This window comes from Mesorhizobium sp. ArgA1 (assembly GCF_053714375.1).
Map to the genome: position 1 here is coordinate 569,370 of NZ_JBSKBQ010000001.1, position 13,875 is coordinate 583,244.

Consider the following 13,875-nt stretch of genomic DNA (forward strand, 5'->3'; position numbering starts at 1 on the left):
CCGCCGCGGATCGAATGTGTCGGATCACTCAACCCAGGACTGGCTCATGATCCAGTAGAATTGCGGGCTGAAGACGAAATTCTTCAACCGCGGCGAGACCAGGTCGACGCGCTTGGGCGTGAACAGCACGGCCACGGGCGCCGCGTCGGTGACCGCTTTGTCAACGGCCGTCCACAGCTCCGCCCCCTTGGCCGGATCGGTGACCGTGGCGGCCTGGGCTTCCGCCATCTTCTGGTCGACTGCCTTGTCGCAGAAGCCGGAAATGTTGACCGAGGCGTCCGAGCCAGGGGTGAACGAGGCACAGCTGAACAGCACCTGCAGGAAGTCGGAGGGCGCAGGATAGTCCTGGAACCATTGCGAGATCGAAATCTGCACCTTGTTGTTGGTGTTCTGGATGTAGGTGAACTGCAGATTCTGCGAGATCGGCTTGACCGAGGTCTTGAAGCCCAGTCCGTTGAGCACGTCCTGCAGATAGACGCCGATCGATTTCGACACTTCGGTGTCTTCGGTGATGATCGTCACCTCCTGGCCGGCGGTGCCGGAAGCGGCGACCAGGGCCTTGGCCTTCTCCAGGTCAGGCGCAGACCATTTTGCGCCGGGATTGGCGGTGAACGGGCAATAGGGCGCGTAGGACGGGAAATCAGGCGGCAGGATCTGGCAGGACGGCTGCGCCAGGTTGCTGCCGCCGAACAGCTTGACGATTGCCGAGCGGTCGATGGCGTAATTGACGGCCTGGCGCACGCGGACATCGTTGAACGGCGCCAGATTGGTGTTCATCGGCGCGTACCACATCGCTGTCAGCGGATGCACGGACACCTGCTTGGCGTATTTGGTGCCCAGTTCCGCGAGCCGGTCCGCCGGCGGCGGATCGAACATCCAGTCAGCCTGGCCGTTCTCCACCGCGGTGATCGCAGCCTCGTCGGTGAGCCCGAAGCCATAGTCGATCTCGTCGGGGTAACCGGCCGGCTGCGCTTCCTTGCTCCATTCCTTGAAGTTCGGATTGCGCACCATCTTGAGCAGACTGTTGGGATCGTAGCTGGCGATCATGTAGGGCCCCGTGCCGGGAATGGGCACGGTGCCTGAATCCTTGAGCGGTGCCTCGGCTGGCAGGATTGCCGCATGCGGGATCGAGATCTTCTGCAGGAAGTCGGGATCTGGCGCCACCAGATTGAAGGTCACGGTGCTTGCCGCCTCGTCGGCCACGACGCCGCCTTCCAGCGTGCAGGTCGCCGGCGTCTTGAGGCATTTGTCGGCGCCGACGATGCCGTTGTAGAGCGTGCCCGTGGTCGGACCGCTGATCTTGAACATGCGCTGGAACGACGCCACGACATCGGCCGTCGTCAGATCCGATCCATCGGAGAACTTGATGCCCTTGCGCAGGGCAAAGACGTATTTCTTGCCGCCGTCCTCCGGCTTAGGCAGGCTTTCGGCGAGGTCCGCGACCACTTCGAAGCCAGTCTTGTCACCGGTCTTGCGGAAGGTCACCAACCCGTCATAGACGATGTAATTGATCTGGAAATATTGCAGCGTGTAGTTGATGTGCGGGTCGATCGTGCCGGCCGCCGCATTGGCGAGCAGCTTGAGCGTTCCGCCGACCTTGCCTTCTTGTGCCGCCTCTCCTGCCATGGGCGCCATCAGCATGAGGCCGGCCAGGCCGACACCGGCCATCATTGCGCTGAAAACCTTCCGGGATCGCATCGTCTTGCTCCTCTTGGGGAAAGCGGGGGACGAACGCCAAATGGCGGGCGTCGGGGGATCGTGACCCATTGCTCACAGCCTATGGCGCGCGAAAGCCGGCCGGATAGCTGTGAATTAAGATAGTTTTGGACCTCCGAACCATCGAAAGCAACAGGCTGCGGTCGCATCCTGCTCATTTGTTGGGCATTTGGCGAAGATGCCTGTTTGACAAACATTGGCGGGTGAGTAAGCTTTTGTTCATGCAGGGCCTGTCCGGCGATTTCGAAGGTGAATTTCACACCGGGATGAGCATCGATGCTGCGATGGCGGCAGCGATGCGCGTGCTTGCGCCGGCCGGCTTCACCTCGCTGATCTACGACTATACGCCGGTCCCGGTCAGCCATGACGGCGAGCTGATCACACCGTCGCTGATGGCACTCGCCAATGTGCCGTCCGACATGCAGGACCTCTGGTGCAAGAGCGGCTACTATCAGCTCGATCCGGTGCAGGAGGCGGCGCTTGCGGTGTCGCGGCCGTTCCTGTGGTCGCACAAGGGGTCTCAGAGCCCGGTCATGCGGCGCATCCTGCAGCGCAAGCACGATCCGGTGGTGACCTACCTCATGGACACCAAGATGACTTGCGGCGTGACGGTCCCGATCCGCTTCGACGGCGGCGACCTCGCCACTTTCACCGCCATCCGCCTTGACCCCGAACCGGATTTCGAAACCGAGGCGCACGCCATGTTGCCCGGCATTGGCGACCTCGGCCACCTGTTCCACGACAGCGTCTATGCCGGCTTCGACCAGCGCACGAGGACAAGCCAGTATTTCCACCTGACATCCCGGGAGCGCCAGTGTCTGAGCATGGCGGCATGCGGATTGACAGCCAAGCAGATCGCCCATGAGATTTGCCGCAGCGTGCCGACGGCGACGCTGCATCTCAACGCCGCCAGCCGCAAGCTCGGCGCCCGCAACCGCTTCCACGCCATCGCGCTCGCGGCCCATTACCGGCTGCTCGCACCGATCAGCCAGGGCCAAAACCTGGCGCGACAGCACCATCAAAACTAATGTTATTGCTAGCTGGTCGCCTGCCCGTCCGCCTCTGTACCCTTTGCCGCGAGCAATGACGCAGACCGCCGATCGGCGGTTTCCATTGAGAGAGCCAGGCGGAGGTTACGATGAGCGGTCTTGCAGAAGCAGAAGGTTTCAGCGCCTATGGGCCATACAGGACCTGGTACCGCGTGACCGGAGACTTGGGCTCGGCCAGGCTGCCGCTGGTCGTTGCGCATGGTGGTCCCGGCTGCACCCATGACTATGTCGACAGCTTCAAGGACATCGCAGGCTTCGGCCGGGCGGTGATCCACTATGACCAGATCGGCAACGGTCGATCCACCCACCTGCCCGACAAGGGCGGCGACTTCTGGACGGTCGATTTCTTCCTCGGCGAACTGGATGCGTTGCTTGCCCATCTCGGCATCGGGCATCGCTACGCGCTGCTTGGACAATCATGGGGCGGCATGCTCGCCGCCGAACATGCGGTGCGGCGGCCGGCAGGCCTCAAGGCGCTGGTGCTCGCCAACTCGCTTGCCTCGATGAAGCTGTGGGTCGAAGGCGCGGGGCAGCTACGCGCGGAGCTGCCGGCATCGGTGCAACAGGCGCTCGATCGCCACGAAGCGGATGGCACGACGGATCATCCCGATTACCTCGCGGCGACCCGGGCGTTCTATGACCGGCATGTCTGCCGCGTCGTGCCCTGGCCGCCCGGGGTGGCGCGCACTTTCGCCGCCATCGACGCCGACCCGACCGTCTATCACACCATGAACGGCCCCAACGAGTTCCATGTCGTCGGCACCATGCGCGACTGGACGATCATCGACCGCTTGCCGCTGATCGAAGCGCCGACGCTGGCCTTTCGCGGCTTCTACGATGAAGCCACGCCGGCCTGCGTGCAGCCCTTCCTCGACCATATACCGACGGTCGAAGGCCATGTCTTCCCGCACTCGAGCCACATGCCGCATGTCGAGGAACGGCTGGATTGCATGGCCGTCACCGAGGCATTCCTGGCTCGCCATGATTGACCCTTCCGCATCAACAGCGCTGCCCTAATCCTCGCCGCCCTCGTCATCCTTCGCGCCCCGCTCGCCGCCTTCATCATCGCCGTCAGCGTCGCGGCGCCGATAGGCGGCGACCAGATGGCGGCCGCGGCAGGCCCATTCCTGGCGCACGAGAAGTCATATTTGTTGAAGGACTATGAGCCGCTCAGCGTCGCGGCAAGGCGATCTGGAAGGAAATCGACGAAAGCGCGAACCTTCGGCGACAAATGGCGGTTGGATGGCCACAGCAAACGGAACTGGCCTCGACCGTCGACATGCTCGTCCAGCACGGTGCGCAGCTTGCCGTCGCGAAGCGCTTCGCGAACCAGGAAATCGGGCATCGAGCTGATGCCGAGGCCGGCCATCGTGGCGCCCTTCAGCGCCTCGGTATTGTTGCAGGTCAGCATGGAGCGGACCTGCGGCTCGGCACTGCCGCCAATGAACGGCCAGCCTTGCAGCTTGCCGCTGTTGGGAAAGCGGAAGCGTATGCCGTAGTGGTTCATCAGATCGTCCGGTCCGCTCGGGGTGCCGTGCTGTTCGATATAGGAAGGTGCCGCGCACAACAGCAGCCGGAAGGGCGCAAGCGGCCGCGCTACCAGACGGGAATCCGGCAGCTCGCCGCTGCGGATCGCGATGTCGACGCCTTCGTCGATGAGGTCGACGATGCGGTCGTTGAAGTCGATGTCGAGTTCGATTTCGGGATAGCGCGCCATGAACTCCGACAGCACCGGCAACAGCAGGTGATAGGTCACGATCGGCGTCGAAACGCGCAGCCGCCCATGCGGCGTTTCTCGCGTTCGCGACAGCATGGCCTCGGCATCGTCGATGTCGTCGAGGATGCGCCGCACCCGCTCATTGAACAGCTTGCCCTCCTCGGTCAGCCCGACACGGCGCGTGCTGCGCTGTAGCAGCCGCACGCCGAGGTCCCGCTCGAGCCTGGCGACGCTCTTGCCGACGGCCGATGCCGAGATACCGAGCGTTCGGCCGGCAGCGATGAAGCTGCCGAACTCGGCCGTGCGGGCAAAGGCCAGAAGGCTGTTGAGGCGTTCCATCGCGTTTCCCCATTCGAGCGTTTCAGTCCGATATATATGGAGATTAAATACTATTCTTCTGGAAATGTCGCCGGCCTATCTTCTCCTCACGACCGGCGCCACGCTCCCAGCGGCAGGCCGGCGGATCCTGCTTCAGATAGGAAAACCCATGACTTCCAAGACCAAAAACGGCGCCGCCGCGCCATGGCTCGTCATGCTGTCGGTATGCCTTGCCGCCATGACCATGCCCTTGACCTTCACCGGCCCGGCCGTCGCACTCTCGCGCATCGCGGCCGATCTCGCCGGCAGCCCGATCACGCTCAACTGGGTGACGAATGCGTTCATGCTGACCTTCGGCGCCACCCTGATGGCGCTAGGCGCGCTCGCCGACAGTCATGGCCGCAAGCGGATGTTCATTGTTGGCCTCGGCCTTTATGTCCTGGCCACGCTGGGCGCGATGCTGGCGCCCGACATCGTCTGGTTCGACACACTTCGGGCCGCCCAAGGGCTGGGCAGTGCCGCTGCCTTCGCTGGCGGCGCCTCTGCACTTGCCCAGGAATTCGAGGGGCAATTGCGGCTGCGCGCCTTCTCCTTCCTCGGCACCAGTTTCGGCATCGGCATAGCCTTCGGACCGATCGCGTCGGGCCTGCTGATCGATGCCTTCGGCTGGCGGTCGATCTTCCTTCTGGTCACAGCGCTTGCGATTGCAGCTGCCCTGCTCGGCCTTCGCACCATCAAGGAGACGCGCGACCCGGATGCGACCGGCCTCGACTGGCCGGGAGCCGGCACCTTTACGATCGCGCTGGCATCGCTGACCTATGGCGTGTTGCAGGCGCCGCAGAGCGGCTGGACCGATCCGCTCGTCATCGGGCTGCTTGCCATGGCTGCTCTCTTCTTTACCGCCTTCGTCATCGTCGAGCGGCGCGTGCGCCGGCCGATGCTCGATCTCTCGCTGTTCCGCTTTCCCCGCTTCGTCGGCGTCCAGTTTCTGGCAGCCGCCCCCGCCTATGGCTTCGTCGTCCTGCTCGTTCTGTTGCCGATCCGCTTCATCGGCATCGAAGGGATGAGCGAGATCAAGGCCGGGCAATTGATGATATGCCTGTCGGGACCGTTGCTGATCCTGCCTCTGCTCGCCGGTCAACTCGCACGCTGGATCGCGCCGGCGACGATCTGCGGCGTGGGCCTGCTGATTGCCGCTGCCGGCCTTGTCTGGCTGAGCCTGACACCGCCGGTCGCCATCGCGCTGGTGGCGCCGCTTATGCTGGTCGGCGTCGGCATCGCCCTGCCCTGGGGACTGATGGACGGGCTCGCCGTCAGCGTCGTGCCGAAGGAGCGCGCCGGCATGGCGGTCGGCATCTTCAACACCACTCGCGTCGCCTGCGAAGGCGTGGCGCTGGCCATCGTCATGGCCGTCCTGTCCGGTTTCACGGCAGCGCAACTGGCGGCCCAGGGAACGGCGTCGTCCCTCAGTGCAACCGCCGCCGCGCAGCTGCTGGTGACCGGCAATGTCGGCGAAGCGGCAGCCCGCTTGCCGGGAGCCGGAGCCACGACCCTGATCCAGGCCTACGAGACGGCCTTCGACAGGCTGCTGATTGTGCTGGCGGCAATTACCATCGTCACTGCCCTTGTTGTCTTCCTCGGCCTGCGCCGCGGATCGACCGTGGAGCACGAAACCGTTCCGCTGCCGGTATGCCAGGAAGGATAGGCGACTCAGCTGATGACGAGGCTCACTATACGGTCGCCGTCCAGCGTGAAGACCATGTCCCCCTCGCCGTTGAAGCCCTCGCCTTTGACGGCGATGCGGACATGATAGCTGCCTTTCGCCTCGGCGATACGGACAATGCGGAGATTGGACTTCACGCCGATATTGTCCGACTGGTTCCAGCGCGCAATCTGCTCGCGGCCATGGAATGATCTACCCCAGTCGATCAGGGAGGCATCGGCTGCGAACGTGTCGAGAAACGCTTCGGTGTCACCTTTATTGGTGGCCTCGACGAAGCGGCGGATGGGATCGGGTGTGGTCATCAATCCAATCTATGCATCAGATCCTCATCCAGCCAGCGGCCGAAGAAATAGACCAGTTGCTTGTGCCACCACGGCCAGTCGTGGCTGACGTCGCCACCCCAATAGTCGACCCAGGCGGGAATCGATTTGTCGCGCAGGATCTGTTCCAGCTTGCGCGTCTCGACCAGCATCCGCTCTTCCCAGGCGCCCTGCCCGCAACAGAAGATCAGCCTGAGCGCCTTCAGCCGGGCAAGCAGTTTCGAATCGACGATGCCGGGCAGATAGTCGAGCGGCGAGTTGTAGAAGATGTCGCCTTCCAGCCCCTTGCCGAAGAAGTCGCGCGCCGAATAGACGCCCGACAGCGCGATGACGCCGCTGGCGAGTTCGGGAAAACGAAAGACGAAATTCGAGGAATGGTAGCCGCCCATCGAGCAGCCGGTGAACAGCGGCTTCAGTTTGCGCCCCCCATTGGCTTGCTCGGCGGTGGCCAGAAACTCCGGCAGCGCCTCCTCGCGGACATAGCGGAAATAGGCCTCGTGGCGACCGATGCGGTGGGCGGCGTCGGCGTGCCTGTTGAAGAAGGATTCCGAATCGATGCCGTCGACCGCGAACAGCTGGATACGGCCGGTGTCGATGAATTCGGAGAGCGCACCTACCCCGCCGGAATCCTCGAACTGATAGAACCGACCCTGCGAGGTTGGGAACACCACCACCGGCCGGCCGGCATGGCCGTAGCGCTTGTATTCCATGTCGCGGCCGAGATTGCGGGCGAAATGCTTGTGATAGGAAATGTCCATCGCGTTCACGCCTTTTCCGCGTGGATGTAGGCGACGGCCTCGCGTAGCGCTCTCTCGTCCTTCGAGCGCATCTGGTAGGCGTAATTTCCCATGGCGCGGCTGAAAACCTTTTCTATCGGCGAATGGTGGACGATCTTGTCGCGATGCGCGGCTAGCACGTCCTCATGGCTGTGCAAATAGTGGAGGTGCTGCTTGCGGCTGGCATAGGCGGTGAAATACTTGCCCTCATAGGGTCCGCCCGCGGCATCCTTGACCACCATGTCGGCCCACGCCGCATAGACATCGATGTCGAACGTGTAGTTGATCGCATCGGTCATCCAGGCGCCCGGCGGGCGCATATTGACCTCCAGCGCGATGACGCGGTCCTTGGTTTCGAACAGCTCGATGTGGAAGAAGCGCTCGCGCACGTCGAACGCTTTCAGGATTTTCCTGCCTGCCTCCTCCACCGCCGGACTGATCCTGGGAAAGCAGGTGTAGCTCATGTGGCGGTCCTTGTTGACCACCTCCATGACGCTCTGGTCGTAGCGGTGGCTGGCCGCAAGCACCACCTCGCCGTCACGGTTGACCAGCCCGTCGAAGGTGACCACCAGCCCCTCGATGAACTGCTCCATGACGAAGGTCACATCCTCGGGCTTGTCCCGGAAGAACTGCTCGAGCTCTTTGGCGTTGGAGATCTTGAAGGTGTTCGAGGCGCCGGACCCGGAATCGGGCTTCACCACCACGGGATAGCCGACGCGGCGAATGAAAGTCATGGCGCCTGCCCGATCAGAGCATTTGCGCTGCGCTATTGTATCGACGCCGCTCTTGCGGAAGAAGGCGCGCATGCGGCTCTTGCGCTTCAGATTCTTCACGAAATCGAGCTTGGTGCCGTAAATGTTGAAGTCGGTGCGGATGTTCGCTTCGAGCTCCAACCAGTGCTCGTTGAGCGACTCGAAGCGGTCGATGCGGCCCCATTTGTGGATGAAATGGCCCATCGCCCGGAACACCGGATCGTAATCCTCCATGTCGGCAATGCGGTAATATTCCGACAGTGCCGCCTTCAGCTTGCCGTCCAGCGCGTCGAAGGGCGCATCGCCAATGCCCAGCACCGTGGCGCCGGCCTTCTTCAGCCGGTCGCAGAAATCGGCGCCGTTGGCGGGAAAATGCGGCGAGAAGAAAACGAAATTCATGGAACACCCCTCTCGACAGCGAAGCATTGCGACCTCGGCTACACACAAGTTTGGCGCATTTGCCGCGCATGGGGAAGACCGCTCGGGTGCGGTGGAAATGGCAGCCACTTGCCTGTCCATGGCCGCTCCTGTATGAAATCCGCCATGAACACGCGCCAGACCTCCGTCGCCTCCCGTCCGACCGGCTTTGCCGGCGAGACGGTTCGCGCGCTGGCATCGATCCTGCTTCTTCTCGGCCTTATCGGCGATCGCCGGGTTCGCTGAAGGAGCGCCCGGCGGTCGAACCGCCGCTTACGCGCACGCTCCTTGGCCAGTTTCAAAATTGGCACTTCACATCAAGCGAACAAAAATCTGGTAAGGCGCTGCTCGCCACCAATCCGTCCGAAGACCGATCCGCGAGCCGCCGGGAGAAACGACGATGAACGCACGAGAAGAAATCCGATCCGGCGAAGCCGAAAGCGCAAAACGCGCGGCTGGCCACATGCCGGACGCCGCCCGCAAATACCAATCCTATCCGACCGTCGGCCTCACCGACCGCACATGGCCCAACAAGGTCATCGACAAGGCGCCGATCTGGTGCTCGGTCGATTTGCGCGACGGCAACCAGGCGCTGATCGATCCGATGGGCCATGAGCGCAAGGCGCGCATGTTCGCGCTGCTGCTCGACATGGGCTTCAAGGAGATCGAGATCGGTTTCCCCTCGGCCTCGCAGACCGACTTCGATTTCGCCCGTTGGTGCATCGAACAAGGCAATGTGCCGGCCGATGTCTCGCTGCAGGTGCTGGTGCAGTGCCGTCCCGAACTCATCACCCGCACCTTCGAAGCGCTGAAGGGCGCCACCAATCCGATTGTGCATTTCTACAATTCGACCAGCGAGTTGCAGCGCCGCGTCGTCTTCGAGAAAGACGTCGGCGGCATCAAGCGCATCGCCACCGACGCGGCCAAGATGATCACCGACATGGCGGACAGGGCCGGCGGCGGCTACCGCTTCGAATACTCGCCCGAGAGCTTTACCGGCACCGAACTCGAAGTCGCGCTGGATATCTGCAACGCCGTCACCGAGATCGTGAGGCCGACGCCCGACAACAAGCTGATCATCAACCTGCCGTCGACGGTCGAAATGTCGACGCCCAACATCTATGCCGATCGCATCGAATGGATGTGCCGCAACCTCGACAACCGCGAGAACCTGTTGATTTCGCTGCACCCGCACAACGACCGCGGCACCGGCGTCGCCACTACTGAGCTCGGCCTGATGGCGGGTGCCGACCGCGTCGAAGGTACGCTGTTCGGCAATGGCGAGCGCACCGGCAATGTCGACATCGTCACCCTGGCGCTCAACATGTACACCCAAGGCGTCGATCCCCATCTGGATTGCTCCGACATCAACCGGATGAAGGACGTCTACGAATATTCCAACCAGTTGAAGATCCCCGAGCGCCATCCCTATGTCGGCGAACTGGTCTACACCGCCTTTTCCGGCTCGCACCAGGACGCCATCAACAAGGGCATGAAGGCGCTGAAGAAGGCCAACACGCCGGTATGGGAAGTGCCCTATCTGCCGATCGATCCGGCCGATGTCGGGCGCAGCTACGAGGCGATCATCCGCATCAACTCGCAGTCAGGCAAAGGCGGCATCGCCTATGTGCTGCAGGCCGATTACGGCCTCAATCTGCCGCGCAACCTGCAGATCGAGTTCAGCCAGGAGATCCAGGCGATCACCGACGCGGAAGGCAAGGAAGTGCCGGCAAAGCGCATCCACGATCGGTTCCTCGAGACCTATGTCGACCAACCTGACGGTCGGCTCAAATTCCTCGACCACCACACCTATCCCGACACCGAGGTGAAGGGCCGGCGCGTGGTGGAGGCGCTGATCCTCGACAACGGCATGGAGACGACCATCACCGGCTCCGGCACCGGCCCGATCGACGGCTTCGTCGATGCGCTGTCGCGCCATGTCAGCGTCGACATGTCAGTGCTTGATTATTCCGAGCATTCGCTCCAGCGCGGCTCGAATGCATCGGCAATCTCCTATGTCGAGATGGAATATCCCGGCGGCAAGCTGTTCGGCGCCGGCATCAATACCAACATTGTCGCCGCCTCTCTGGAAGCCGTTGTTTCGGCCGCCAATCGTATCATCGGGCGCAAGGCTGGCTGATTCCCGCCGGGCGCTGTATCCGCGGCGCCCGGAAATCCCCCATTTGCCGGGGGAAATACCGGTTTTCTCGTGTTAACCATCAGCAATTATCCGGTGCGGTACGCGATCGCATAACATAAGCAAGCTTGTATGGAAGTGCAGGCTCTATATGATTGCGCCTCAACCTGTGCCGACTTCGAGAGGATCGACACTTGCAGCATGCCACGCCTGCCGCCCCCGCAGTGCGCGAGACACTGGAGCGACTACTCGCCAGCGAAACGTTCGGACGTTCCGAGCGCGCACGCAAGTTGCTGCGTTATCTTGTTGAGCGCGAGCAGGCTGGCGAAGCCGATAGGCTCAAGGGTTTCTCCATCGCCATGGACGTCTTCGGCAAGGACGGCGATTTTGATTCGTCGACCGATGCCGTGGTCCGGGTGCAGGCAGGCAGGCTTCGCGAACTCCTCCAGCATTATTTCGCCAATGAAGGCGTAGCCGAACCGGTCCGCATTGCCATTCCGCGCGGTGGCTACGTGCCGTCTTATGAACTCAACGCCATACGCCTGCCGGTTGGGCACGAGCCGGTGGCGCTGGCGCAGGCGGTAGCCGCCTTGCCCGGATCGCCTGACCAGGCCTCTCGTACCGCGCTCCCAACCACGGCCTCGGCGATCACGGAGCCCGGGCCTTCACTAGCCCGCCACCTCCAGTTCTTCTGGGTCGCCATGACACTAGTCATCCTCATGCTGGGCGTGCTCATCCTGCGCCAGGGTAGCGGCGCACTGCTTGCCGGCAGCGATCCGGCGACGGCGGTCGAGACCGCGGGCGCAACGAGCAGCATCGCATCGCCAACGATGGAGGCGCTGCCCCTCGTCTACATCGCAGTGAAGGCCACCGGCCCCGAAGCTGGCCGCGTCGCCGCCTCGCTGCGCGCCGGTCTTGCCGGTTTCGACACCATCGACTTCATCGGCCGCGACGCCGACAGCAAGCGCGATCCAAGCACTGACCCGACCAGCTTCGTTTTCGATGTCCTGCCCGGACCCATGGCAGGTGACGTGACGCTCGAACTGCAGAGCGTGGGGACCGGCCGTGTGCTTTTGTCCCGCAATCTGACGTCGGCCGACAGCGCACCTGGCGCCGTCGAGGATCGGATCGCTGCCATCCTCAGCTCGACCATTCCCGCCTCCGGCCCGCTCTACGGCTACATCGAACAGAACGGCGTCCAGACAGGTCTGACGAGCTGCCTGATCCTCAACGACAGATACTATCTCGACCAGAGCACCAAGACCCATGAGGCCGCCTATCGCTGCTTGGAAAGCCTTGCCAGCCAGGGTGCGAAATCGTCGCTCGTCTATTCGGAACTGGCATCGCTTCATCTTGAGGCTGCGACCGATCACTACGCCTATCCGCCTGGCGCGACGGTCGAACAGGCGATGTCTTTTGCCCATCGCGCCATCCAGATGGGGCCGACCAGCCCCTATGCGCACCGCGCGTACGGCTACCTTTACTCGCGCCTTGGCAACACCGAGGAAGCAATCCGCTGGATGCGCAAGGCTTATCAGCTCAACCCATACGACCTCAGCATGGCTGCCGCTTACGGTTATGGTCTGATCTTTGCCGGCGATTATGCCGAGGGAACACCGATCCTGGCTCATGCCGTCGAGACGTTCAGTGGTCATCCGACGTGGTGGGATTACGGTCTCTTCGCCGGACAATTCATGCTGGGCGACATGAACAAGGCCGCGATCGCCAGCGAGTCGCTGCGCACGACGGCGATGAAATCGCATTATCTGGCGGCGCGGCTGATCGGCGCCAAGGCGGCCGGCCGCGAGCAGCTGGCGGCCAAGCTTCTGGATGAGTTGAACACCAAATTCCCGAAATTCGCCGCTGACCCGCGTGCGGCTTTCGCCGAACGGAAATATCCCGGCGATCTGACAGACCGGCTGGTCGAGGCGTTGCACGCCGCGGGCCTCGGCAACGCCAGCTGATATCGGATCGCGAAAATTTTACTGGCCATCGGTCTGGACTGGGAGCAATCCAGCCCCAATCCAGCATTTCCTGTCCTACCTACCTAGCAACAATCATACATTTTTTCATGGTCTCATCCCTCTATGTTGCCGAGCGGGGCGCAGGGCCGAAGACGGTCGTCCTGCTGCATGGCTTCGGCGGTTGCCATGACATCTGGCGCGAGGTGACCGCGACGCTGGCTCCCGGGATCAGAATACTGGCCTACGATCTTCCGGGACACGGACTGTCGCTCGATTTCCCCGGCGGCGGTCCGGCCAAGACGGCGGCGCGAGCGGTTCTCGCCGATCTGGCCGAGCGCGGGATAGGACGGGTGCATGTCGCCGGTCATTCGATGGGCGGTGCGGTCGCTGCCCTGATGGCATTGGCCGAGCCCGAAACAATAGCCTCGCTGACGCTTCTGGCGCCGGGCGGTGTTGGCCAGGAGATCAACGGACCAATGCTGCGCCGCTACGCAGCGGCGGCCGACAGACGGGAAATTTGCGCGTCCCTTGCCGCCATGTCGGGGTCGCAAAGTCCACCGCCCGAACGCGTCGTTGACGTCCTGGCCGAACTACGCCGTCGCCCCGGACAGCTGCGCAAGCTGATCGAGATATCAGCCGTCATGACCACGGATGAGCGGCAGGGCGTCATCCCCCACGAACAACTCGACACGCTCGACATGCCGGTGATGGTCGTTTGGGGAACGGACGATCCGGTGCTGCCCGTTACCCAGGCTGATGGCCTGCCGGCGCATTTTCATATCCATCACGTGCTCGATGTCGGCCATATGCTGGTCGAAGAAGTGCCTGAGGTGGTCGCCCAGGCCGTGCGCCGGAACATGGCACGCCGCGGCAGGCGTGTGCGTCCGAGACTCGGCGCCGCGGCGAGCTGAAACCTCACTGGCTCCGGCATCTCGCCAGTGCATTTTGCCGGCGGCTGTGTTAACTCGCTATTAATCATATTAGCG

General features: G+C 62.8%; 12 protein-coding genes. 6 read left to right on the top strand and 6 right to left on the bottom strand.

Translation table 11 applies throughout. From position 1 onward, the window contains the following. Window positions 1-24 precede the first annotated feature (24 nt). On the bottom strand, window positions 25-1,698 hold the full coding sequence (locus ACWGTI_RS02685) for an ABC transporter substrate-binding protein (RefSeq protein WP_454585679.1): 1,674 nt from the start codon (window positions 1,696-1,698) through the stop codon (window positions 25-27). 221 nt (window positions 1,699-1,919) lie between these two features. Here ACWGTI_RS02685 and ACWGTI_RS02690 point away from each other — a divergent pair, with 221 nt between their 5' ends. Continuing rightward, window positions 1,920-2,744, top strand: coding sequence for a helix-turn-helix transcriptional regulator (locus ACWGTI_RS02690; protein ID WP_454585680.1), 825 nt, complete (start codon window positions 1,920-1,922; stop codon window positions 2,742-2,744). Window positions 2,745-2,854: 110 nt separating this feature from the next. Further along, a complete protein-coding gene (locus ACWGTI_RS02695) occupies window positions 2,855-3,754 on the top strand; it encodes a proline iminopeptidase-family hydrolase (protein WP_454585681.1) in 900 nt (299 codons plus the stop codon). Window positions 3,755-3,778: 24 nt separating this feature from the next. Here the strand turns inward: ACWGTI_RS02695 and ACWGTI_RS02700 are convergent, their stop codons facing one another. Continuing rightward, the gene (locus tag ACWGTI_RS02700; protein ID WP_454585682.1) at window positions 3,779-3,901 is read right to left on the bottom strand and encodes a hypothetical protein; all 123 of its coding nucleotides are present in this window, start codon (window positions 3,899-3,901) and stop codon (window positions 3,779-3,781) included. 23 nt (window positions 3,902-3,924) lie between these two features. Next, window positions 3,925-4,821 (bottom strand): LysR family transcriptional regulator, encoded by an 897-nt coding sequence (locus ACWGTI_RS02705; RefSeq protein WP_454585683.1) that lies wholly within the window; start codon window positions 4,819-4,821, stop codon window positions 3,925-3,927. 148 nt (window positions 4,822-4,969) lie between these two features. On the opposite strand from ACWGTI_RS02705, the gene ACWGTI_RS02710 reads away from it, so the two are divergent. Then, on the top strand, window positions 4,970-6,505 hold the full coding sequence (locus ACWGTI_RS02710; RefSeq protein WP_454585684.1) for an MFS transporter: 1,536 nt from the start codon (window positions 4,970-4,972) through the stop codon (window positions 6,503-6,505). A gap of 5 nt (window positions 6,506-6,510) precedes the next feature. Here the strand turns inward: ACWGTI_RS02710 and ACWGTI_RS02715 are convergent, their stop codons facing one another. The 3 genes from ACWGTI_RS02715 to ACWGTI_RS02725 are packed head-to-tail and all read right to left on the bottom strand — an operon-like array spanning window position 6,511 to window position 8,770. Then, window positions 6,511-6,825, bottom strand: coding sequence for a nuclear transport factor 2 family protein (locus tag ACWGTI_RS02715; RefSeq protein WP_454585685.1), 315 nt, complete (start codon window positions 6,823-6,825; stop codon window positions 6,511-6,513). Then, window positions 6,825-7,601: an esterase family protein gene (locus tag ACWGTI_RS02720; RefSeq protein ID WP_454586470.1), complete on the bottom strand. Its 777-nt coding sequence runs from the start codon at window positions 7,599-7,601 to the stop codon at window positions 6,825-6,827. Before ACWGTI_RS02720 ends, ACWGTI_RS02715 begins: the two co-directional genes overlap by 1 nt. A 5-nt stretch (window positions 7,602-7,606) precedes the next feature. Beyond that, on the bottom strand, window positions 7,607-8,770 hold the full coding sequence (locus ACWGTI_RS02725; RefSeq protein ID WP_454585686.1) for an ATP-grasp domain-containing protein: 1,164 nt from the start codon (window positions 8,768-8,770) through the stop codon (window positions 7,607-7,609). Between the two features lie 418 nt (window positions 8,771-9,188). On the opposite strand from ACWGTI_RS02725, the gene leuA reads away from it, so the two are divergent. The 3 genes from leuA to ACWGTI_RS02740 all read left to right on the top strand — a co-directional run bounded on the left by leuA (window position 9,189) and on the right by ACWGTI_RS02740 (window position 13,800). Then, on the top strand, window positions 9,189-10,928 hold the full coding sequence (leuA, locus tag ACWGTI_RS02730) for a 2-isopropylmalate synthase (protein WP_454585687.1): 1,740 nt from the start codon (window positions 9,189-9,191) through the stop codon (window positions 10,926-10,928). 191 nt (window positions 10,929-11,119) lie between these two features. Further along, window positions 11,120-12,889 (top strand): tetratricopeptide repeat protein, encoded by a 1,770-nt coding sequence (locus ACWGTI_RS02735; protein WP_454585688.1) that lies wholly within the window; start codon window positions 11,120-11,122, stop codon window positions 12,887-12,889. 107 nt (window positions 12,890-12,996) lie between these two features. Then, the gene (locus tag ACWGTI_RS02740) at window positions 12,997-13,800 is read left to right on the top strand and encodes an alpha/beta fold hydrolase (protein WP_454585689.1); all 804 of its coding nucleotides are present in this window, start codon (window positions 12,997-12,999) and stop codon (window positions 13,798-13,800) included. Window positions 13,801-13,875: the final 75 nt, after the last annotated feature.